Here is a 22652-nt window from a genome sequence, read left to right on the forward strand (position 1 = left end):
CTTCCTTTCTATTATGTAAAAGGCTGAGCCAAAAGCGCTCAGCTAATGCCTCAGCCTCCTGTGATTATTTTTGAGATTGGATATATTCGTCTAATTGTGTTTGCATTTCTTTTTGAACTTTATCCCAGCCAGCTGTTTTTAGGTCATCCATTAATTTTGGAAGTGTTTCTTCTGGATCAACAGTTCCTGTATTTAAGCTTGCTGCGTAACGATTCATAACTGTAGCAACGTTAGTGATTTCAGTTTTCACTTTATCATTTACAAAAGTAAAACCAAGAATTGGTGAATCTTTTGCTTCTTCGATGCTCTTATCACGTTCTTTAACCATTTCTTCAGTGACAGATTCTTCTGGCCAAATGATTAAGTTGTTTCCTGTGTTCCAAGCACTCAAGTGAGTTGTTGGTGTGTAATCTTTCAATAATTTCACACGATCATCGCCAACTTTTTCATATTGTTTGCCTTCTTCACCATAAACAAGTCCGTTTAACAATTCTGGATTGCTGTTTAATAAGCCTAGCAATTCAACAGCTTTTTCTTTGTTTTTAGACGTGTTTGCAACAACATAGTTAGCCATTTGCGCTTGTGATGTTGTTTTTAATGGTTCTGTTAGTGGACGAGAAACAAGTGGTTTGCCAGCAGCTTGTGTTAAGATTGTATCACCATAATCCATAGGTCCTTGTGTTTCTTGACGCATAAACCAAGTATTGGTATTTAAGTCATATGGTGTTGTACTTGTAGCAGCATCTGTTGGGATCAAGCCATCTTGATACCATTGATGTAAGACTTTTAAGTTATTAATCATATCTTTATCAGCATATTGGTTAATAATTTTTGGTGAGCCAGTATCAGTTGTTTTTACTGCAAATGGATATTGGTTACCAATAGGGAAGTCATAATTACCTGTTGCAAAGAATGTTTGGCCGATAGCAAAAGCAGCAATATTTGGTTCTTTTTTATGGAATTCTTTTAGAACTTCGGTTGCACTTTCATAACTACCATCGACTTTACTAATATCTAAATTGTATTTATCGACATATTCTTTATTAAAAGTTAAAACTTGTTGACCGTAAGAGTTACCTAAAATTGGGAACGCATACAGTTTTCCATTGATCGTATTTCCTTTAATATAGTTATCTGGCAATTGATCATAGGCTTCTTTGGCATATTTAGGTGCTAAATCAGTTAAATCAGCATAGGCGCCTTTTTGTGCATTCGTTGCATAATTTTGTGCTAATGAAATATCATAGCTTTCACCAGAAGCAACGATTGTTGACATTTTTTGGTCCCAATCGCCCCAACCAACAAATTCCATTTTTAATTTTGCTCCAATTTTTTTCTCGATAATTTTATTCGCATTATCGATTAATTGGTCATAATTATCTGGTTTGTCCCCAACACGATACATTAATAACGTTGGTGTACTATCATCACCTTTTGACGCTGCATCTTTTGAAGATTTACCGCACGCGCTTAGTCCTACAGCTAAAGCTGCTGCGCCAGCTACGGCTAATCCTTTTTGCCATTTTTTCATTCCTTATTTCCTCCTGTACAATTTTATTCTTTCACGCCGCCGATTGTTAAACCACCCACGAAATATTTTTGGAAGAATGGGTAAGTTAACGCAATTGGTAACGTAGATAAGACAACAATCGCCATTCGAGCCGATTCACTTGGTAGAACGCCTAAGCCTTCTTGTGCTGCTGCACCCATATCCGTACTTCTTGATAAGAACTCTAAGTTGTTTTGAATTTTCATCAATAAATACTGTAATGGTACCAAGGTATCTTTTTGAATGTAAAGTAACGCATTGAACCAATCGTTCCAATAACCCAAAGCCGCAAACAAACTAATTGTGGCAATCCCTGGAACGGCTAGCGGTAACACAATGCTGACAAAAATGCGCATTTCACTTGCGCCATCAATACGTGCCGATTCAATAATACTGTCAGGCACGGTTTTCTTGAAAAACGTTCGCATCACTAAAATATTAAATGGTCCTAAAGCTAAAGGTAAAATTAACGCCCAAATTGTATCTTTCAATTGCAATAAGTTTGTCATTACTAAATAGTTCGCAACCATCCCTGGTGAAAATAACATTGTAATTAACGCAAACAATGTAAAGAATTTTTTAAATGGAAAGTTGGAACGAGAAATGACATAGGCATATAATGACGTCATTGTTGCATTGACAATCGTCCCTGTCACCGTAATGAAGACCGTTACCCCTAAGGCATGAATAATGCGTTGACTCATTGCCCCTTGGAAAATGTAACGATAGGCCTCCAATGAAAATTCTTTTGGCCAAAACCGGTAGCCGTTTGCTGCTAATGATCCTTCACTTGTCAATGAAATCATAATAACAAAGAAAAACGGAACCACACAGGAAATAGCAAAAATCGCAATGACAATATTGAAAATCAAATTCGCTGTCGGGTTGAAGGATCGAACGTTAACGCTAGTGACTTTTTTCTTTTTCATAATCCTTCCTCCTAAAATAGTGCTGAATCTGGTTCAATTCGACGAACAACTAAATTCGCAATTAATAACAAACATGCCCCAACGACAGATTGATATAACGCTGCAGCTGCCGTCATGCCTACATCACCAGTAGCCGTTAAGCCATTGTAAATATAGGTATCTAACACACTTGTCACATTGTAAAGCGCACCTGAGTTTCTTGGTACGATGTAGAACAAACCAAAGTCTGCTCTGAAGATACCGCCGATGTTTAAAATTAATAAAACAGACATCATTGGTAAAATTTGTGGAATCGTAACATTTTTTATTTGTTGCCATTTGTTGGCACCATCTACCATCGCTGCTTCATAGTATGTCGGATCAATCCCCATCACAGAAGCATAGTAGATAATACTGTTGTAGCCTAGGCTCTTCCAAACATTTAGGAAGACAAAAATTACTGGCCACCAACGTGGATCTGCATACCAGTTAATCATTGTGCCGCCATTACCAGTAATCCATTGATTCAAAATCCCTTTATCTGGACTTAAAAAGGCATAAACAAAATAGTTAATAACCATCCAAGATAAGAAATATGGTAGCAATGACATCGTGTGATAAACTTTAACCAAGCGACGATTTCTTAATTCACTCATAATAATAGCAAAAGCAATCGCGAAGAATAAGTTAAAGGCTAAAAAGACGACATTGTACAAAATGGTGTTTCTAGTAATTAACCAAGCATCTTTTGACGCAAATAAAAATTTAAAGTTTTCAAAACCAACCCAAGGACTTTCTCTTAGACTAGCTAAGAAACCATCTGGTGAAATATGAAAATCTTTAAATGCGACCACATTGGCTAAGACTGGTATATAGAAGAAAAATATAAACCAGATAAATCCTGGTAACGCCATAAGGATTAAGGCCTTATAACGCCATACATTTTGAAAAAACCCGTTTTTCTTCTTCATTCGTTTCGCTCCTTTCATAAATATAATAGCGTTTTCATAATATCTTTTTAAGGAACAAATTATAGGATTTGAGAAACAAATTATAGATTTTGTGTCATTTTAAGGTAAAAATTTACCGAAATGACTGTTCTTTGTGAAAACGTTTATCTGATATTTTTTTTACAACTGTTTAAGAACCTTAAAAACAATTGGCTAAACCTCACTCATAAAGCGATTTTGCTAGCGTGTATTTGTTTTATAAAATCTGAGAACTTGATAGTTTCACAAAGGATATCCTCTAATTATTTTTGAGGAGGACTATTTTTGAATTTTATCCGTAAAAAACACTAGAGCAATTCGTTTAATTGTAGTTTATTTTTTTGCAGTTTTAATGCAAGCTGGTTCTTTATTATTACTAGCTATTTCACTACTATTTTTCTATTTGCCTTTATGCACACACAATATGTTGGATTTCTTGTTATAAATCAAAAAGAGTTGACGACATAGGTCATTTTGACTTATGTCGTCAACTCTTAAATTTTCAGCTAATTAGTCGTTCTAAAACAATCGATTTTGTTTACTCCTCTTTTTCTTTGTTTCTCTTTATAACATAGAGAATTAATACAATTAAGATCAGTCCTACACCCAGATACGCAAATATTTTTTGGACTTTTTCTCCTGTTTTTGGTAAATAGGATGATTTAGACGTTTCTTTCTTGTTTATGGCAATTTCATTTTTACTATTTTTTGTAGGTTTGTTCTGGTCTGTAACAACTTTTTTTGTTTCCTTTTTATTTTTCGCTGGTTCTTCAGGCGTAATGGGCACTTCTGGTTCTTCTGGTGGATTGATGCCATCACCTACTTTGGCTTTGTTGAGAATGATTTCGCCTGCCTTGGCTTCTTCATTAACGATCACTTTAAAACGAATACTCCGTTCTTTCATATCGGTGATACTTGGGTATTCCGCTGTGATTGTGCCGTTAGTTTCTTTCAAGCTGGTTGGCTGGGGTTCATCACCGACACTTGTTAGGCTATCTTTGACATACGTCAGTCCTTTTGGTAGTTGGTCTGTGATAACTACTTTGTTTAGGACACCATTTTCGATGGTGTTGCGGAAACTGATTGTGTATTCGATCGCTTCCCCTAGTTTTGGTTTAGCGTTATTAACAGTTTTTGTTGCGGTTAATTTGCCTTCTTTTACTTGAGGTGTGATTGGTTCTTCGGGCGTAATGGGCACCTCTGGTTCTTCGGGTGGATTAACTGTGTCATCTACTTTGGCTTTGTTGAGAATTGTTTCGCCTGCCTTAGCTTCTTCGTTAACGATCACTTTGAAACGAATACTCCGCTCTTTTGTATCAGTGATACTTGGGTATTCCGCTGTGATTGTGCCGTTGGCTTCTTTCAAGCTGATTGGTTTTGGTTCATCACCGACACTTGTTAGGCTATCTTTGACATACGTCAGCCCTTTTGGTAGTTGGTCTGTGATAACTACTTTGTTTAGGACGCTGTTTTCGATGGTGTTGCGGAAGCTGATGGTGTATTCGATAGTTTCGCCTAGTTTTGGTTTAGCGTTATTAACAGTTTTTGTTGCTGTTAATTTGCCTTCTTTCGCTTCTGGTACCACCGGCACCTCTGGTTCTTCGGGCGGATTAACTGTGTCATCTACTTTGGCTTTGTTGAGAATTGTTTCGCCCGCTTTCGCTTCTTCGTTAACGATCACTTTGAAACGAATACTCCGTTCTTTCATATCGGTGATACTTGGGTATTCCGCTGTGATTGTGCCGTTGGCTTCTTTCAAGCTGGTTGGTTTTGGTTCATCACCGACACTTGTTAGGCTATCTTTGACATACGTCAGTCCTTTTGGTAGTTGGTCTGTGATAACCACTTTGTTTAGGACGCCGTTTTCGATGGTATTGCGGAAGCTAATTGTGTACTCGATAGTTTCGCCTAGTTTTGGTTTAGCGTTATTAACGGTTTTTGTTGCGGTTAATTTGCCAGTTACTTGTTCGTCCGCAATTTTTGCTTCTACTACATTAGAAGTTTCGTTGACTTTTGCAGATGTTAAAATATCTACTGCCTCAACGGTTGCGCTATTAGGCACTAATTCATTTGCTTTTGCTCGTTCATTTATCTGCGCTTTAAATTCGTAAATTGTTTCAGCTGTATCAGCTTTGTAGCTACCTCCTTGTGTAGCAGTTGCGCCATTGCCGACACGGACTATAATTTGTTTATTGGTTTCATCATATTCAGCTTGATCATCGCCTGAAGCATCCGTTTTTTCACCAGAATTTGGTCCACTAATAATTTTTAAAGAGCCTGGCAAATAATTTAAGCGACCATCTAGTGCATCCTTCGAGACTGAATTTATCGCTTCTGAATCAGCTTTTGTATTTTTTAGTGAGACACGATACGTGATTGTTTCACCAACTTTGTAAGTTTCTTTTGGTTCCACAATTTCTTTCTTAATTTCAAATTCAGGTGTTTCTGCGTTTACAGCAAAACCAATCGCATTCGTAGAATAATCGTCACCACTACTTGTTGTTCTAAAATTAATTTGGTTTTGTCCAGCATTTAAAACACCTTCGGGAATTGCCATACGATCGATATCAATATCTAAAAAATTAGGATGATCCGGCGCAAATTTCCCTGGATACTTGTCTACCATATGTTCATCGTTATCTGTCACAGTTGCGTTCATAGCATTGTTAACTGGATTGAGCGTGTTCGAAATATTTACCCAAGTTCCTGCACTATTTTTAATTTGTGCGTTGTCTCCAGTCCAGTATTTATCTCCTTGAACAGTAAACCAGGTCACAATTGGATCAAGATTTCCTTGTTTTGCTGTTAAAAAGTTGCTCATAGTAAATTCATTATTGGTTCCAGCAGCATTACCACGTGCTCCATAGTAAATACTAAAAGCTCTTGACTTACTTGCCTGATCCTTTGTAACAACAAACAAACTCCAACCACTAAAGTTATAATATTGATATTGACCATTTAAACTACTTGTCATAGGAATATCTGCCAACGTATAACTCCCTGTCGCACTTTTATCCCCTTGTAAAATTGAAGTTACATCTGCATAATTAGAAAATCCAGTGTTATTGTACCCGAAACGTTGTCCTGGGTTTGTTGCATCTTGATCGATACGATGGTACCTTTGGGGCGAAACACGCTGTACGGTTCCATTTGGTGTTGTAAATTGAACTGGTGCACTAATTTCTTCATCAGAAAGATTTGTTCCGTAAGCAGGGCCTTTATATCTAGATGCACTCCAAAATAAGCCCGCCCAAGCAATCTCTTTTGCACCATTTAAATCAATATAAGCCCGACTAGAGTTATACGTATTTGGATCATTGTCAACATCTGCAAATTCTAAAGGAAAATTGTTAATTGCATAACCACTACTTGCTCCTCGTGTGTTTAAAAATGTTTGCGCAGCCGCCGTATTTTCATTCGCAATTTTTAAGTTGGTATTTCCCGTTGAAAAAAGTTCTCCTTTATGAACGCTTTGATAAATCGGCGTATTAAACCCCCGACCAGGTGTTGGTGGCACTAACGGACCAGTAGGTTGCGCCTTTAATGGAGGTTGCTCAGGACTTTCGGTAGCCTGCGTTAGTGCTGTCTCTTGAATACTTTCTGTCGCCTTTCCTGCTTCAGGCTTTGTTTCGTTACTAGTAGTTGCGGTCATTTCATTTGTAGAAGAGACTGTTTCGTTTGCCTGATTTTCTACTTTTGTTTCTGAAGTTTCCTGTTTTTCCTTCGAAACCGACTCTTTATCTGCTAGTATATCTTTACTAGGTAAATCAATTACTAGTGTTCCTTTTTCATTATCTTCTATTAGTACGCTGACCAATAACTTGCTCGACGATTTTGTAGTTATTTGCCCATTTATGGTAATCTTTCTTGTCGAATTTGGTTGAAGGTTAAGCAGTTTAATATCGGTTGTTTGATCTTTCTCATTTGTTTCAACCTTTGCTTGTTCTTCTAAAGACGTAGGTCCTCGCTCTTCGCTTAAAGTATCTAATACAAATTTGATTGGACTATCATTGTTATTTTTTTGTTTTAAAATGAGATCTTTGATTGGTACATCTCGCGTATTTGTTACTTCGTAAGTGACCGTTTTAATATCTTCTTGAGACGATGTATCTTCTATTTTCCCTATTACTTTGAGCCCGTCTTTTTCAACAGTCTTCTCAGCATCACTTGTTACTTCTTGAGCAAATGCGTTCATCATTGGTAACAAATTTAAAATAAACAGCATGGTAATCATAAGGTAACTCACAAAATTTTTAACTGCTTTATTCATTTACATTCTCCTTCGTTCTTTTCATTTACTTAAACAAATCATCTTCAAACAACTTTTACAATTACTAATTGTTTCTCAACATCCACCTCCATAAAATACTTTTCAACCTTCAATTCTTTCTTTATTTAGCTACAACAACTTTTTTTAACGTACGATTTTCCGTTTCTCCTTATAATCAAAAAGTAACACATTATATTAGCTAAAAAAAGAAAAAAACCCGATATTTCAACAAAAAATCGTGAATTAAATAACACGTTTTATATGAAGCAAATATATTGACTTTCCCTAAAAAAATACAAATATAGGTAAGTTCTAGCTTTAAGAGTAATTTTTTTATTGTTTTCCCTTTAATAACATTCGTTCTAAATTGTTTTAAAAACTAAAACTTTTTTCATGTAATTTTCATTACATTTACCAAAAAAAGAAACTAGCTTAGCTACATTTGCTATTGCTAGTTCCTTTTTTTAATTATTTTACTTTTCCCCTAAAATTTCAATCCAACCATAATAATATTCAATATATTGATTTTCCTCTTCTAGTTGTGTCAAGATATGCTCTCCGACAACGATGCCTGTTTCAAATCCTTGTTTTGCTAAACGCTTTTTTACTTCTTCGATATTATTCAAACGGGTATCTTGTGTATTGACTTTTAAAATAAAGCCTTTGTATTGGCTACTTGATTCTTTGAGCCAAATCACTTTATCTAAACTTTTTTTATTCACATGATTTGCCAAACAAATCCCATACGTCAGTTCATTGGATTCACTTAAATCCCCGTAAATACCTAAAGTTGAAATGTGTTCCATGTAAACTTTCATCTCTTCTGGATCCTCAATATCAACAACAACAATTTTATCAAAAGGAATTGGTTCATCTGAAAAAACCAATGTTTCTAAATCAATTAACGCATGTAAATGTAATTTTCTTTTCTTGATTTCTTTGTATTTATGTTGAAGCCTTTTTATTTCTTGCCCCAGTTGTTCTTCTGTTGCTTCCATGGTGGCATAGAGATCGGTAGGTGTCTTTTTATATAAATTCAACATATCTTTGATAGGAATCCCCATTTTTCGATAAAAATCAATATCATATATTTTGAACAAATCTTCTAAATCAAAGGTTCGATATCCGTTTTCTTCATTGCGTGTTGTACTAATCAACCCTTGCTCGTCCCAATAACGAATCGTGGACTTAGGGATATTTAACAACTCAGAAACATCTTTTATTGTGTAATTTTTTTCCATCCTGTTCCCTCCATCAAAAAGTTTAGCATTTCTACTGTTGACATTCAAGTTACTTGAACGTGTACAATGACTCTTTGTAACAGCTAAAACGGTATTGTTTAAGGAGGAAATTTCATGAAATTAATGAAAGAGTTTATTAAAGAAAATAAATGGATTGTTCTTGCGACAACTTTAACCATCTGTTTGCAAATCGCAGGAACCCTTGGCGTCCCTAAATTAGTTGGCAAGTTGATTGATGTGGGCATCGTTAGCGGTGACCAACAAGTAATTAAAACGATTGGCATACAAATGTTTCTTGTGGCATTCATTGGAACAATTGCCGCAATTATTTCTAGCTATTTGTCTGCTTTAGTAGCTGCTAAATTTGGTTTTCAAGTTAGAGGATTGTTCTTTAAAAAATTTCAACAATTCTCGATGAAAAATGTTGATAAGTTTGGTTCAAATTCTTTGCTAACTAGAATGACCAACGATGTAGATAATGTTCAAACAATGATTGTGCTATTTTGCCAATTAATCTTTCCAGCGCCTATTATTAGTTTATTTGCCTTAGTGATGACATTTTCTTATTCAGTTTCACTCGCTTGGGTAACATTGGCTTCCATCGTATTTTACTTAGTCGTTGTTTATTTTTTAATGAAAAAAGGTACCCCTTTATCTTTAAAAATTCAACCAAAAATGGATCGAATTACTACGACTTTACGAGAGTTCTTTACTGGAATTAATATGATTCGTGCGTTCAATAATCAAGACTTTGAAGAGCAGCGAACCAATCAAACATTTAAAAATTATGCTGAACGCATGAGTAAAGTGAATCAAATCTTTGCTTGGATTACTCCCGTTGCCTTTTTATTAATGGGCGTTGTGTACGCCTCTATTTTGTGGTTTGGCGGTAATTTAGTTGCAGTAGGCACCCTACAAATTGGCACCGTTACAGCTGTGATTGAATATACCCTTCTAACTTTGGCCTACTTAATGATCGCGGCTATGGTATTAGTTGTCATTCCACGGTCCGTTGCTTCCTTGAATCGCTTGCAAGAAGTTTTGTCAGAAGAAATTGAAATTAGCGATCCTCACACTGAAGCAACCATTGCTTATCATCCTGAGAAAGCCTTGATTTGCTTCGATCACGTCACGTTTCAATACACAGAAACAGCTGATCCTGTTTTAGAAAATGTTAGTTTTGTTATTCCTAAAGGAAAAACAACGGCGATTGTTGGTGCAACTGGCGCTGGTAAAAGTACTTTAGTTAAGTTACTTTTACGAATAAATGATGTCACAGCCGGCACGATTAGCTATTCTGGCACAGATATCCGCTCATTATCTCAGCAAACGATTCGCCAAGTCATCAGTTATGTGCCACAAAAAGCCTTTCTTTTCAGTGGGACAATCTTATCAAACTTATTAATGGGAAATGCCAAAGCAACTACAGAAGAAATAAGAACGGCACTAGAAATTTCACAATCTTCTGAATTTATCGATTCCTTACCACAAGGGATTGAAAGTTTCGTAGCACAAGGCGGGTCCAACTATTCTGGTGGTCAAAAACAAAGAATGTGTATTGCACGAGCCTTAATCAAACCGGCAGACGTTTATATTTTCGATGATAGCTTTTCCGCATTAGATTACAAAACTGACGCCGCTCTACGTGCCGCTTTACATGCACAAATGTCGGACAAAACTTTACTCATTGTTGCTCAACGGTTAAGTACAATCATGAACGCTGACAACATTATCGTCCTAGATGAAGGAAGGATTGTTGGTCAAGGCACCCACGCTGATTTACTTACCACTAATAGCTATTACCAAGACTTTGCTAAATCGCAAGGTATCTTACCCAAGTAATTAAAGAAAGGATGTGACTGCTTGAAAGAAAGTTTTCTTTTCAAGCCATACAATGAAAAAAACAATGAATCTTCAAAGCTTTAAACGTTTCTGGAAAATGATTAAACCTGAGCATCCAATCTTTTATGGTCTAATGATCTGCAGTTTAATTGGAAACTTATTAATTGTTGCCATGACCTATATTATGGCAATCGGGATTGATAACCTCTTAGAAGCTATCAAGCGTGTCGGGCTCAAAGGTATGACACTTCCTTTAGTTGAAGAAGCGCTCTTAGGTCCCGTCTTACTTTTAATTCTCTTTTCAATCATTAGTAGTATCACTTCTTTTATTCAGGAACGAGCAATGGCTTCTTTAAGCGAACGGGTTACTTTAAGAATTAGAAAAGAAGTGACAAAAAAGTTTAAAACTTTACCAATGGCCTTCTTTGACAATCACCAAGTGGGCGATATCATTAGTCGTTCAACAACTGGCTTAAACCAATTGTCACAAGTTCTTTTAACAGGCATCAACCAATTTTTCACTTCCGTCGTGACTATCCTTTTTGCAGGAATCATGTTGTTCTATATTGATGCAAAATTAACCATTTTAGTGTTGCTGCTAATTGGCGGCAGTACTTTCATGACGACAAAAATTGCGAATAAAAACAAGGTGTTTGCTGATCAAAGTCAAGCTGAATTAGGTCAATTAAATAATAAGATGGAAGAATATTTAGCAGGAAATTTGGTCACAAAAACCTTTAATCAACAGCAAAATGCTGAAAAAACAATTGATGCTGTTAATCAACAACATTATCGTGCCTTTAAAAAAGCACAGTTTCTAAATTTTGCGATTTATCCAGCTATTCGTTTTATTAATCAGTTGGCTTTTATTATCAGTGCTATCTTAGGCGCAATGCTCGTTTTATCTGGTGGTATTACGATTGGTTTCTTGCAAGCGTATTTGCAATATATCAACCAAATTTCTGAGCCGATTTCTACCGCTTCTTATGTCATTAACTCAATTCAAGCAGCGATGGCTTCCATTGATCGGATTTTTGTTATCTTAGATGAAGCTGATGAACAGCCAGAAGCAACTCATTTAGAAACTATTTCTTCTCCTAAAGGAGCCATTGAATTTAAAAATGTTCAATTTGGCTACACACCAGAAAAAATTTTAATGAAGAATGTTGATTTTTCTGTTCAACCGAAAAAAACAGTGGCCATTGTAGGACCCACCGGCGCTGGTAAAACAACATTAGTCAACTTATTAATGCGTTTCTATGAAATAAATCAAGGTGCCATTACTTTTGATGGAATTGATATTACGAAACTTTCTCGACAAAATCTAAGAAATTTATTTGGCATGGTTTTACAAAACACTTGGCTATTTGAAGGAACCGTAGCAGATAATATTGCCTATGGAAAAAAAGATGCTTCTCGTGAAGAAATAATTGAAGCAGCTAAAATTGCTCAATGTGATCATTTTATTCGGACCCTTCCTCAAGGATATGACACAATTATTTCTAGCGAAAATGGTGCATTATCACAAGGGCAACAACAGTTATTAACCATCGCCCGAATCATTTTAGCAAATCCGCCCGTTGTTATTCTCGATGAAGCAACTTCGAGTGTGGACACACGAACAGAAGCCCATATTCAAAAAGCGATGGAAACTGTCACAGAAAATCGAACAAGCTTCGTTATCGCTCATCGATTATCCACAATTGAAAATGCTGATTTAATTTTAGTGATGAAAAATGGCGATATTATTGAAAAAGGAACGCATCAGGAACTATTACAAGCTCCGACTCTTTACGCCAGCTTATATAATAGTCAATTTCAAACCACTTAAAAAGAACTGGAACAAGTCATTCTTCTTTTGACTTGTTCCAGTTCTTTTATTGCTTAGAAATATTGAATTCCCATCGCTTTTTTGACTTCTGTTAAGGTTTGTGCTGCCACTTTTTCAGCAGCAAGACTTCCTTTATGCAACATTTCCATAATCGCTTCTGGATTTTTAGCCAGCTCTTCACGACGTCGACGAATCGGTGCGAGTTCTTCTTCTAGGACATCAATTAAGTAACGTTTAATTTTCACATCTCCTAAACCGCCATGACGATAGTGCTCTTTTAATTCTTCAATATATTCTTTCTCTTTCCCAAAGACATCCAAGTAAGTAAAGACCATATTTCCTTCAACTTGTCCTGGGTCCTCTATACGAATATGATTTGGATCGGTATACATACTCATTACTTTTTTCTGTACCACTTCAGCTGGATCTGAAAGATAAATACCATTGCCTAAAGACTTACTCATTTTTCCGTTGCCATCAATTCCTGGCAAGCGTCCCATGCCTTTTGGTGGTAACACAGCTTCCGGTCTAACTAAAACTTCACCGTACGTCTGATTAAAACTATGCACAATTTCTTGCGCTTGTTCCAACATTGGTTTTTGGTCTTCCCCAACTGGGACTAAGTTCGCTTGAAAGGCAGTAATATCAGCAGCTTGTGAAACGGGATAAATAAAGAATCCTGTCGGAACACCTTCCCCAAATTTTTTTTGCTCAATTTCTGCTTTGACCGTTGGATTCCGACGAACACGTGACGTGGTCACTAAATTTAGATAGTACATTGTTAATTCAGCTAACTGTGGAATTTGCGATTGGATAAAAATTGTTGTTTTCGTAGGGTCTAAACCAACTGCTAAATAGTCCAAAGCAACTTCTAAAACATTGGCTGAAACTTTTTCGGGATTTTTTGCATTATCTGTCAATGCTTGTAAATCTGCAATCATGACAAATAATTGATTTGTAGGGTCTGCTTGCATTTCTACTCGTTTTTTTAAGGAACCTACGTAATGTCCTAGGTGCAATTTACCAGTTGGACGATCACCTGTTAAGATAGTATTCATTGTCTACACACCTTTATCGTTTACTTTCATTTATTATTTTACCTTGTTTTAAAAAGAATGAATAGTAGGCAATAGAATATTTATTGATTCTAGATAATCGAAGAGACTAGAAAGATTGCAAGGTACAGCAATTCTTGTTCCAATCTCTTCAAACAGTTCGTTTATTTTGTGACTTTAATTGAAAATTGTGCAGTCACTACCAGTAAAACTTTGCTTGTTACTTTGATTTGATAATTTCCTGCAGCAGTCGTTGCTTCTGTCCTAATCAGACCGTTTTCATCTACACTTACTGTATTGCCAGCATCTGGTGTAACCAACTCATACGTTACTTGCGAGCTCCAAGCATCCGTTTCTGTGTGCGGCGCTTGACCAATCACTTTAGATTGAATTTGATAATTTTCGCCTGATTTTATAGTGGCTGTTTCTGTAGCAAATTGAATTCTTTCAGGAATCGCATGAGTTTGCACGACTTGGAAGATTTTTCGTTCATCAGGATTCGCAATTCCTATTTTTTCTTCTACTGCAGCAGGGAACTGGTAAGTACCTGGCGGGCTACTTGGCGAATAATTACTAACATCGTCATCCCAAGAAATAACCTTCAATTTCGTTTCGCTACCATCATCTAATTTTGCAATTACTTCAGTTGGCAAATTCAGTTCGCCTCGCGAAGTGCCTGTTAGTCGATCCAGCGTAGGCAATTCCTTGAATCCAACAATATGTTTAGCGGTGACTTTTACATTGGCAATAATTGGCATTGAGACACCTGCTGCTCGTCCTACAACAGTGAATGTTCCTTCTTTTTGATAAGAAGATGCTGGAACTTCTGACCAATTGACAGTCACTTCTCGTTGTGAACCATCCGAATAAAAAATAGTTGTTTTTTCTGGTAGATTAGGGGCTTGACCCGCTTCTGTCGCAACCTCAATCGACTCATGTTTAACTTCGAAAACATTCGATAAAACAATTTTAGGAGCTAAACTATACTCTGTTAGCTGTTGACCAGTTGGCAAGGTCAATTTACCTGCTAAAAAGTCTTGATAGGCCTTTTGTGCGCCTTCTTTTGAAAAAGCATCAAACCCAGCATTATCAGAATCATAACCAGGCAAACGACTGTCTGTAATCGCTAATAAGAAACTTAACTTGGCTGGAATTTTCTCACCACTTTGAATTAGCTTCCGTAGATAGTTACTAATATCAATAGAGATTGTATTTTGATTATTCATAATTGAGCTATTTGTAAAAGATTGTCGAGCAATAAATTCTTCATTTGGTACATTTAAATTATTTGGACCATTGTTCCAAGTAATGGTGTTACTCATCCAATTAGTATCTGTTCCATAAACATCTACTTGGAACTGCGTATTTTTCAAACGTTCATCATTTGTATTTCCAGCACCATTCCACGCATCATAACGCATCACATTTAGTTCTAAATTGGCACTTTTTAGTGATTGATAGTTCTTCAATTCTTGTGTATCAATTTCAACGTAAATCCGGCGATTATACCCCGCAGAACTAGCATTTTTTAATTTTAATGCGTAATTGCCCGTATAGTTTACTCCATAAGGATATTTATAGGCGTCTCCTGAACTAATGGCAGCAGTACCGCCTGCTATAGCAGAGTATGCTCGGTTACCATCACTCTTTTGAACATAGGCAGTTTGAGCTGTTTTTAGTTTAACGGTGTCTTTTCCTTCACCAAGTTCACCCTCAAAAGAGACCTTGGCTGTTACTTTGACAGCATCTATCGGTAAGCCGATAACTGTTGCTGCAACTTCAACTGTGCCTGCTGTATTAATTTTTTCTTGAGGGATTGCTTCCCATTGTAACTTAAATTCTTTTTTGCCTGTCGCAACCACTTCTTCATTAACGACTTCTTCGTACGTTAATTCAACTTGCTCTGGCAAATTAGGATACACACCTGTTGCCGAACTAATTTCTAACACTTGATTTTGATAACGAATACTTTTTTCAATTGTGGATGCTTGTTGCGCACCAATATCTAAAACTTTATTTTTCAAGCTATTTCCAAAGAAGTCTTCGGCCGCACTGTTCACTTCCGACAAGCCTTTACCAATCGCTGGAGAGGTTTCTTTTAATTGGAACATTTGTGCTCGCTGACGTAAGCGTTCTTTGGAAGTAAATTCAACCACATTATCTTTTGTTGGTTTCAATGTCGTAAATTCTTGCTCTGCCAACTCTTTCACTTTTTCAGGGTTATCTGTGATTTCTAATTGTGGTTTTTCAAAAATGTTTCCACTTGATACTAATTTTTCAACAGTTGCACCACTTTTTTCTGTAGCAATTTCTTTTGGCCAAATAACATTATTTTTGAAATATTTTTCTGGATTATCGACCATTTTACGTTCAATTGGTTGTGTCCCATTTGTTGGATAATTAGATAAGAATTTTAATTGTCCGGTACCTTCTTTGTATAAAATATTATTGTAAAAATTGGCTACTGTACCACTGTTGTCAGAACTATTTCCTTCACCAAATAATGACGTTGAAATACCGTCGCCAACATAAATCGTATTATTGTGGATAGTTGGCATTGCCGCTCCATCATTTTTCACCCAATAATGGAAAATGCTTTGTTCTTTATAATTGTAGCCACCAGCTCCGCCTGGATTGTCTTTACCTGTTCCTCGGTTACCACCGCCGTCATTAGCTGAGATATTGTAACGAATAACCGAATTTTTTTGATCAGACATAAGCAATAAAAAGCCGCCAGTATTATGATGTGAATAGTTATATTGATAAATAACATTTTTTGACTGCATGTCCACATCATAAGCTTCGGCATCGTTAAATCCATATTTGATTCCGTATACTTCGTTATATTGGAACAGTCCGTCATCTACAGACATTGCCCAAACGCCCGCGTAATTTTGTGTACCATAATCGGCATTGCACATTCGGACAGCAACATTTCCTTCGACGACACCGCCACTTTTGGCTTCTGACAAGACAATCCCGTCGCCAGCAATATCTTCTAAATAGTTATTACGAATCGTAATATTAGAAAACGTTTTGTAGAAAGTGTTGCCTCTTGAGGTATCTGAATCAGCTTTTGTTCGAATTCCTTCAAGTCCCACTCGTTGAATCACATTATTTTCAATCAAAATATTATTAAATCCAGTCGTTGTTCGATGATCATTGGCTGCTGTTACTACATTGCCATTCTCATCAAACCAACTTCCTAAAACAATAATTCCACCTACCGCTTTTAATCGTTTGGTTGCAGTATTCCCACTTAGATTCAAATAATATTCTGTTTGAACGTCATGAACATAGTTATTCCGTATCGTGACACTATTGAACGTTCGATTTTGTTCATATCCTAGGACTAATATCCCCGCTCTTTGAGCATCTCCTGGTTTCTTATAGCCTTCGAGATTATCTAGCTCTGGTGTATTTGTCACTTCTAAGTTTGAAATATCCCAATATTCTTGGTTCACTAACTGTACGGCCCCTGAGATTGCACGTTTGAAAGTCCCTGTGCTGTAGGTGCCACCACCGTTAATAATCGGACGCCGTGTGGTTTCAAAAATGGTTTCTCCTTTGTCATTCGTATCATAAAAATCAATGACAATCTTTTGTGCCGCTGTCCCATTCCCTTTTGGATGCAACAATTGGTTATTCCAGGTACTTTGCGCATTCAGCAAAAGATGGTCGCCTGGCTGAAACTCCGTCTGATTCACTTTTTCAAAATCACGCCAAGCACTGGCTGGAGACTGCCCATCATTGGCATTATTTCCTCCTTCCCCATCCACATAGTAGGTCGTTCCATTTTGAGCGACACCTACTGAACGAAAAAGTAACGGTTGATCACTCACTGTTTCCCCATAAGCAGGAAGACTAAATAATTGAAGCTGGGAAAAAACAAACAAAATAGAAAGGAAAATGGTTACACTTTTAAAATACGCTTTTTTTCTCATTTTCTGCTCCTTAACTGTTTTTATTTTGATAATTTTGAAAAAACTTTTCTCTGTCTTTCTCCAACAAGTCCACTTTAGTTGCTTGTTGATACGTAGCTAATTTCTCTTTGTAACATGTGTTGATATAGGCATTTTTGCCAAATTGTGGTGCTTCTTCAAACTGTAAAAGTTGCCCTCCTTCCTTATTAAAAATATAAAAGTATTGGTTTTCGTGGTATCCTTTCACCACGGTACCAACAGCTTTTTCACTAAGAATCTCCCCAACAGACAACGAATAAATATCCTCTTTTTGGATTTCTGCACTCTTCAATTGATACGATTCAATAACAAGATTAGGTAATTTATTTTGCCACTCCAATAACGTCTCCTCATAAGATAGATTCGGAGAGATTGCTTCGGCTATTTTTTCTAATTCTGCTTGCTTACCTGAAAAATTTGGAATTTCAATTGCTTCAACAAAGTAATCGGTCTTTTTATATTTATCATCCAATTGCTCAAAGGCCTGCCGCAATTCTTTTTGCGTTGGCTTTTCTTTCTCCATTAATTTCTCTTTTATTTGGTCCTGTAATTGTTGATCTTTTGCATCTAAAAATTGCCAGAGCGTTAAACTGCTCTTTTGGTCTTGCCATTCTTTTTTTTCTTGCCCAAATGTTTGTGAGTGGGCTATTTCTAACTCCGTTGCCAGCTGTTTAATCATTTTATGTTGTACTAAATCCTCCGTTGCAACCTTCAGTAGTTCCTGAGTGGGTGATTTTCCGTTATACGTTTTGCGCCAGAAATTTTTCCCAAACGAAGTTAAATTATTCTGATCAGAGAATTGCTTCGCTACACGATTCATATTTTTATCGCCATAAACAATTAATTCTTCGACTTGGATTGCTTCGTTATTAATCATACTTTGCTGGCTGGTAGTAAAAATAACGAGCACAAAAATAGCACCTATCAAAAAGCTACTTAAAATAATTATTTTTTTCTTCATTCGTTCGCTCCCTCCACTTTAATAAACAAGGCAAGAACAAAATAAGCAACCCCACCTTCATTCATTTTCCTGAAAATCGAGATTACTTATTAGGTAAAAATTATTTATTCTTTTTTTGCTTTTCATGCAATTTCCCAGTATTTAAATAAATAATCCCTAGGAAAAGGACAGGGGTTACAACAAACCCAAACTGTGGCTTCAAAAACATCATTGCAAACATTGAGAATAGTAAAAAAACATTTAGACAGCTGACATACCATTTCCGCAGCCCATAGTAAACAGAAATCCGAAACACATCTTTAAAAGAAGCTTGCGGATTTCGTACTTGAAAATACCAACCATTCAGCATAATAGCTAACCCAAAAATTAGCAGAAGGACCATCAATGGAATAAACCATTTACCAATCGTTGTTTTGGCAAAAAAGAATATATCTGTCACACTGATGATGCTACTTCCTAAGCCTAGCAAGCTGATAAGAAAGCCTCTTAACCCAAACTGACGAAACTTTTGGAAAAAAGTTTTAAATGGATCCAGCTCCTTTTCTTCTTTAAAAGTATCGATTAAGCCTAAAAGTGCAATCATCCCTGCCCCCATCGGCAACAACGTTACTACAAAAAGTGGGAGGTTTCGTGGATCAATGTCTAAGCTAATCACCGCTATGAAAAAAGGAATGTTCACTAAGAGAAGCCCTAGATTACCGATAAATAAAATGTAAAGCCAGCGAAAAATTTTCATATAGATATTATTATCAAAGGTTTGCTTAGTAAACATTCAAACTTCCTCCTAATTCTTCATTCCAGATGTAGCAATACCTTCAACAAAGTATTTTTGCATTGCTAAAAAGACAATCCCTACTGGTAAAATAGAAACCACTGATGCGGCCATGATTAAGGCATATTCAGCATCAAATAAACCGACGAACATTTTCAAACCTAACTGAATCGTTTTATTCTCAGTAGAAGATAAATAAATGAAAGGTCCCATATAGTCATTCCATGTATTCACAAAAGTAATAATCGTGAGACTGGCTAAAGCTGGTTTGGTTAATGGTAAAATAATTTTCCAATAAATTCCCCACTCACTTAACCCATCAATCCGCGCACTTTCACATAGTGAATCTGGAATACTACTGTAATATTGTTTCAGTAAAAAGACTCCAAATGCATTAAATGCTTGTAATAAAACAAGTGACCATAACGTGTCAGTCAAACCTAATTGACGCATCATAATAAATTGTGGAATCATATACGATTGCCAAGGAATAGCAATTGTTGCGATGTACGTAATAAAAAGTGTATCTCTTCCTCTAAAATTCATTTTTGAAAAGCCATATGCTGCAAAACTTGAAGTAAATAGTTGAATAATCGTAATCACAATACTTAAAAATAACGTATTTTTAAAGAAAGTTAACAATGGAATGCGTTCCCAAATAACGGAATAGTTTTCTGGATGCCAACTTTTAGGAATCCATTGAATTGGAATGGTGAAAACTTCATTGTTTGTTTTAAATGATGCTGAAACCATCCAAATGAAAGGCACCAAAGTAATTAACGAAAGTAAAGTTAAGAGAATGATTACAAGGATCCCACCAGGTGTGACTTTTTCTGCTTTTTTCGTTTTTGCTTTTCGAGTATTTTCTTTTTTTGAAAAAGTTGCTTCCATCTTTTCTCCTCCTAAACTTTCTCTTGATGTTGATTCCATTTAAATTGAGCCACAGTAATCGCTAGAACGATGATGAATAAGACCATCGCAATGGCTGATGCATAACCAAAATTAAATTTGACAAAGGCTTCATTGTAAATTTCATAAACTAACACATTCGTTGCACGTCCTGGTCCACCACCAGTCATAACTTGAACTAAGTCAAAAACTTTGAAACAGTTAATTACAAGCATGATAGTCACGAAAAAGGTCGTTGGTCGTAATGAAGGTAAGGTAACATTTAAAAATTGATTCCATTTACCCGCGCCATCCATTGACGCTGCTTCATATAATTCTCTTGGCACACTTTGTAAACCAGCTAAATACAAAATCATATAATACCCCATAAAGCGCCACACACTAACGATGATAATTGCTGGTAAAGCCCAAGTAGAACTAGATGTCCAGCCAGGAGGATTTTCAATAAATAATTTCAAAAATTGATTAATTGGTCCCATCGTTGGATGAAATAGCATATTCCAAACGACCGCAATCGCAACTAATGACGTTACATAAGGAAAGAAAAAAGCCGTTCTAAAAAATTTCATCCCTCTAATTTTACGATTCAACAAAATCGCTAGTCCTAATGAGCAAATCAATGTTAACGGAACAACACCAATCGTATAGATAAATGTTTGTTTTAACGAAATCCAAAACGTATCATCATGAATCATTTTGGTGAAATTTTTCATTCCGACAAATTCAGGAGTTGAAAAAGAATCCCAACTCATAAAAGCTAAAATCAGTGAACAGATAACCGGGATTAAAGTGAAGAGGAAAAAGCCAATAAAGTTTGGTGCGATAAAAGATAACGCAGTCCACGTATTTTTTCGTCTCAATTTATTTGCTGTTTTTGTTTTTGAAGTAATTTCCATAATTGTATTCTGTTAAGTGAACTTAACAGGCCCTCCTTCCAAACTCAAGCTACATTCTTTATTTAAAAAAATAAGCTGAAATTCATTGTAGGTTACTCATTTCAGCTTATTTTTTTCATCAATCTTTTGTGTTTTTGCAGGAAATAATAGTTAGTCTATCTCTGCTTTGACACGTTTTTCCATGTTAGCAATACCATCTTTTGGTTTTTCGTCGCCGACCATAATTAAATCATGTTCTTCTTGTAATACTTTATCAATTGCGGCACCGTTTTTATCAGATGGGAATTCTAAATTAATTGTATCTGGGTTAAAGGCTTTTTGTGAGACTTCATCTGAAGGCATTCCTTTTCTTGCAAAGTAGATTTTATCAATTTCATCTGTTTTATAAGAAGGAACCACTCCTACTTCTGCTAAAAGTTTTGCACCTTCTTTACCTGAAGCAAAGTCTAAGAATTTTTGAGCAGCTTTTTGTTTTTTACTGTTTTTATTAATTGCAAAACTTGTCGGTGAGCCAAAGGTAGTTGCTTTGCCTTTTTCTTGTTGTGGTATTTCGGCAATCCCCCATTCGACATTTGTTTTGCCATCATCAATGTTGGTTAATAAAGTCCCCATGTACCAGCTACCCATGTACATCATCGCCGCTTTTGAATTTTCAAATTGTGATTGATACGTTACTTTTGTTGATTTTGCTGTTCCAAAATCCATTTGTGATTGATCTTTTTGCATTCTCAATGCGCGATCATAGTAAGTTTCCATATAATTGTATTTCGGTTCAATTAAATTGGCATTGTTTTGAGCAGCGGCAATTGCTTGAACCGTTGAGCGCCAAGTATGTTGATAGGCACCATATACTTGTTCTTCTGGTTTAGATAATTTTTTCGCTAACGCTTCATATTCATCCCAAGTTAAGTTATCGGGATAGGCAATTCCGGCTTCATCAAACATTTTTTTATTGTAATACAATACCCAGAAATCTGTACGGTAAGGCTGAGCATAGGTTTTACCATCGATTTCATACATCTCGTAACTTGCTTTGGCAGGTGCGATATCTAAATCTTTAACGTGATCGGTTAAATCCACCAATTGATTGCGTAGCGCGTAATTAGAATATGAAAGTAAGTTTTTCATGGTTAAAATATCTGTCGTATCTCCTGATGAAAGCATCGTTGTTACTTTTGTGTCATAATCATCTGAAGCAATGTCCACCGGTTCAATGGTGATATCAGGATTTTCCGCTTCAAAAGCTCTGAATAATTTCTCAAATTCTGGGGTCGTGTCATAATTCCAAGTAGTTACTGTTAATTTTGTTTTGCCATCTTCACTCTTTTCAGTTGCTTTCTTTTCACTTGAACCACCACATGCTGTTAAAGTTACTGCCGCTACCGCTAACAACGCTGCCGCTGTTAAGCCTTTTTTCCAAAATTTCATTTGTACTACCTCCGCTATTTATTATTTTTTAGGAGTTTT

Annotated in this window: 14 protein-coding genes; 2 read left to right on the forward strand and 12 right to left on the reverse strand. The window is 36.2% G+C overall.

The features are described from left to right. Window positions 1–64 precede the first annotated feature (64 nt). The 5 genes from IGM04_RS08965 to IGM04_RS08985 form a co-directional block, all read right to left on the reverse strand. Complete coding sequence (locus tag IGM04_RS08965; RefSeq protein WP_002362134.1) at window positions 65–1531, reverse strand: ABC transporter substrate-binding protein; 1467 nt, start codon at window positions 1529–1531, stop codon at window positions 65–67. 23 nt (window positions 1532–1554) lie between these two features. Then, window positions 1555–2478, reverse strand: a complete 924-nt coding sequence (locus tag IGM04_RS08970; protein ID WP_002359877.1) for a carbohydrate ABC transporter permease — start codon at window positions 2476–2478, stop codon at window positions 1555–1557. Window positions 2479–2489: 11 nt separating this feature from the next. Further along, window positions 2490–3446 carry an ABC transporter permease gene (locus IGM04_RS08975; RefSeq protein ID WP_002356852.1) on the reverse strand — a complete coding sequence of 319 codons (957 nt, stop codon included), beginning with the start codon at window positions 3444–3446 and terminating at the stop codon, window positions 2490–2492. A gap of 538 nt (window positions 3447–3984) precedes the next feature. After that, window positions 3985–7716: an isopeptide-forming domain-containing fimbrial protein gene (locus IGM04_RS08980; protein WP_438756865.1), complete on the reverse strand. Its 3732-nt coding sequence runs from the start codon at window positions 7714–7716 to the stop codon at window positions 3985–3987. A 473-nt stretch (window positions 7717–8189) separates the two neighbouring features. Next, window positions 8190–9005, reverse strand: a complete 816-nt coding sequence (locus tag IGM04_RS08985) for a MerR family transcriptional regulator (protein ID WP_025187256.1) — start codon at window positions 9003–9005, stop codon at window positions 8190–8192. A 66-nt stretch (window positions 9006–9071) separates the two neighbouring features. On the opposite strand from IGM04_RS08985, the gene IGM04_RS08990 reads away from it, so the two are divergent. Together IGM04_RS08990 and IGM04_RS08995 are read left to right on the forward strand one after the other, a co-directional pair. After that, entirely contained in the window at window positions 9072–10799 is a 1728-nt protein-coding gene (locus IGM04_RS08990; RefSeq protein WP_002362898.1) for an ABC transporter ATP-binding protein, read from the forward strand. 52 nt (window positions 10800–10851) lie between these two features. Then, window positions 10852–12630 carry an ABC transporter ATP-binding protein gene (locus IGM04_RS08995; protein ID WP_002374418.1) on the forward strand — a complete coding sequence of 593 codons (1779 nt, stop codon included), beginning with the start codon at window positions 10852–10854 and terminating at the stop codon, window positions 12628–12630. A gap of 53 nt (window positions 12631–12683) precedes the next feature. Here IGM04_RS08995 and trpS read toward each other — a convergent pair whose 3' ends face one another. The 7 genes from trpS to IGM04_RS09030 all read right to left on the reverse strand — a co-directional run bounded on the left by trpS (window position 12684) and on the right by IGM04_RS09030 (window position 22613). Further along, window positions 12684–13688, reverse strand: a complete 1005-nt coding sequence (gene trpS, locus IGM04_RS09000) for a tryptophan--tRNA ligase (RefSeq protein ID WP_002356846.1) — start codon at window positions 13686–13688, stop codon at window positions 12684–12686. A 161-nt stretch (window positions 13689–13849) separates the two neighbouring features. Next, a complete protein-coding gene (locus tag IGM04_RS09005) occupies window positions 13850–17629 on the reverse strand; it encodes an Ig-like domain-containing protein (protein WP_086318071.1) in 3780 nt (1259 codons plus the stop codon). A 10-nt stretch (window positions 17630–17639) separates the two neighbouring features. Next, entirely contained in the window at window positions 17640–18608 is a 969-nt protein-coding gene (locus IGM04_RS09010; protein WP_002369004.1) for a hypothetical protein, read from the reverse strand. A gap of 100 nt (window positions 18609–18708) precedes the next feature. Continuing rightward, window positions 18709–19380 (reverse strand): hypothetical protein, encoded by a 672-nt coding sequence (locus IGM04_RS09015; protein WP_010729998.1) that lies wholly within the window; start codon window positions 19378–19380, stop codon window positions 18709–18711. A 12-nt stretch (window positions 19381–19392) separates the two neighbouring features. Further along, window positions 19393–20310 carry a carbohydrate ABC transporter permease gene (locus tag IGM04_RS09020; RefSeq protein WP_179189150.1) on the reverse strand — a complete coding sequence of 306 codons (918 nt, stop codon included), beginning with the start codon at window positions 20308–20310 and terminating at the stop codon, window positions 19393–19395. After that, on the reverse strand, window positions 20283–21185 hold the full coding sequence (locus tag IGM04_RS09025; protein ID WP_002356840.1) for a carbohydrate ABC transporter permease: 903 nt from the start codon (window positions 21183–21185) through the stop codon (window positions 20283–20285). The genes IGM04_RS09020 and IGM04_RS09025 overlap by 28 nt, the downstream gene beginning before the upstream one ends. 150 nt (window positions 21186–21335) lie before the next feature. Next, entirely contained in the window at window positions 21336–22613 is a 1278-nt protein-coding gene (locus tag IGM04_RS09030; protein ID WP_002356838.1) for an ABC transporter substrate-binding protein, read from the reverse strand. Window positions 22614–22652: the final 39 nt, after the last annotated feature.

Source organism: Enterococcus sp. DIV2385, assembly GCF_051711925.1.
In the GTDB taxonomy this organism is placed as follows: domain Bacteria; phylum Bacillota; class Bacilli; order Lactobacillales; family Enterococcaceae; genus Enterococcus; species Enterococcus faecalis.

What these genes read in the sequence shown, in the direction of transcription:
- IGM04_RS08965 (WP_002362134.1), bottom strand. Translation starts at nt 1,531, where the DNA reads ATGAAAAAATGGCAAAAAGGATTAGCCGTAGCTGGCGCAGCAGCTTTA.
- IGM04_RS08970 (WP_002359877.1), bottom strand. Translation starts at nt 2,478, where the DNA reads ATGAAAAAGAAAAAAGTCACTAGCGTTAACGTTCGATCCTTCAACCCG.
- IGM04_RS08975 (WP_002356852.1), bottom strand. Translation starts at nt 3,446, where the DNA reads ATGAAAGGAGCGAAACGAATGAAGAAGAAAAACGGGTTTTTTCAAAAT.
- IGM04_RS08980 (WP_438756865.1), bottom strand. Translation starts at nt 7,716, where the DNA reads ATGAATAAAGCAGTTAAAAATTTTGTGAGTTACCTTATGATTACCATG.
- IGM04_RS08990 (WP_002362898.1), top strand. Translation starts at nt 9,072, where the DNA reads ATGAAATTAATGAAAGAGTTTATTAAAGAAAATAAATGGATTGTTCTT.
- IGM04_RS08995 (WP_002374418.1), top strand. Translation starts at nt 10,852, where the DNA reads ATGAAAAAAACAATGAATCTTCAAAGCTTTAAACGTTTCTGGAAAATG.
- trpS (WP_002356846.1), bottom strand. Translation starts at nt 13,688, where the DNA reads ATGAATACTATCTTAACAGGTGATCGTCCAACTGGTAAATTGCACCTA.
- IGM04_RS09005 (WP_086318071.1), bottom strand. Translation starts at nt 17,629, where the DNA reads ATGAGAAAAAAAGCGTATTTTAAAAGTGTAACCATTTTCCTTTCTATT.
- IGM04_RS09010 (WP_002369004.1), bottom strand. Translation starts at nt 18,608, where the DNA reads ATGAAGAAAAAAATAATTATTTTAAGTAGCTTTTTGATAGGTGCTATT.
- IGM04_RS09015 (WP_010729998.1), bottom strand. Translation starts at nt 19,380, where the DNA reads ATGTTTACTAAGCAAACCTTTGATAATAATATCTATATGAAAATTTTT.
- IGM04_RS09020 (WP_179189150.1), bottom strand. Translation starts at nt 20,310, where the DNA reads ATGGAATCAACATCAAGAGAAAGTTTAGGAGGAGAAAAGATGGAAGCA.
- IGM04_RS09025 (WP_002356840.1), bottom strand. Translation starts at nt 21,185, where the DNA reads ATGGAAATTACTTCAAAAACAAAAACAGCAAATAAATTGAGACGAAAA.
- IGM04_RS09030 (WP_002356838.1), bottom strand. Translation starts at nt 22,613, where the DNA reads ATGAAATTTTGGAAAAAAGGCTTAACAGCGGCAGCGTTGTTAGCGGTA.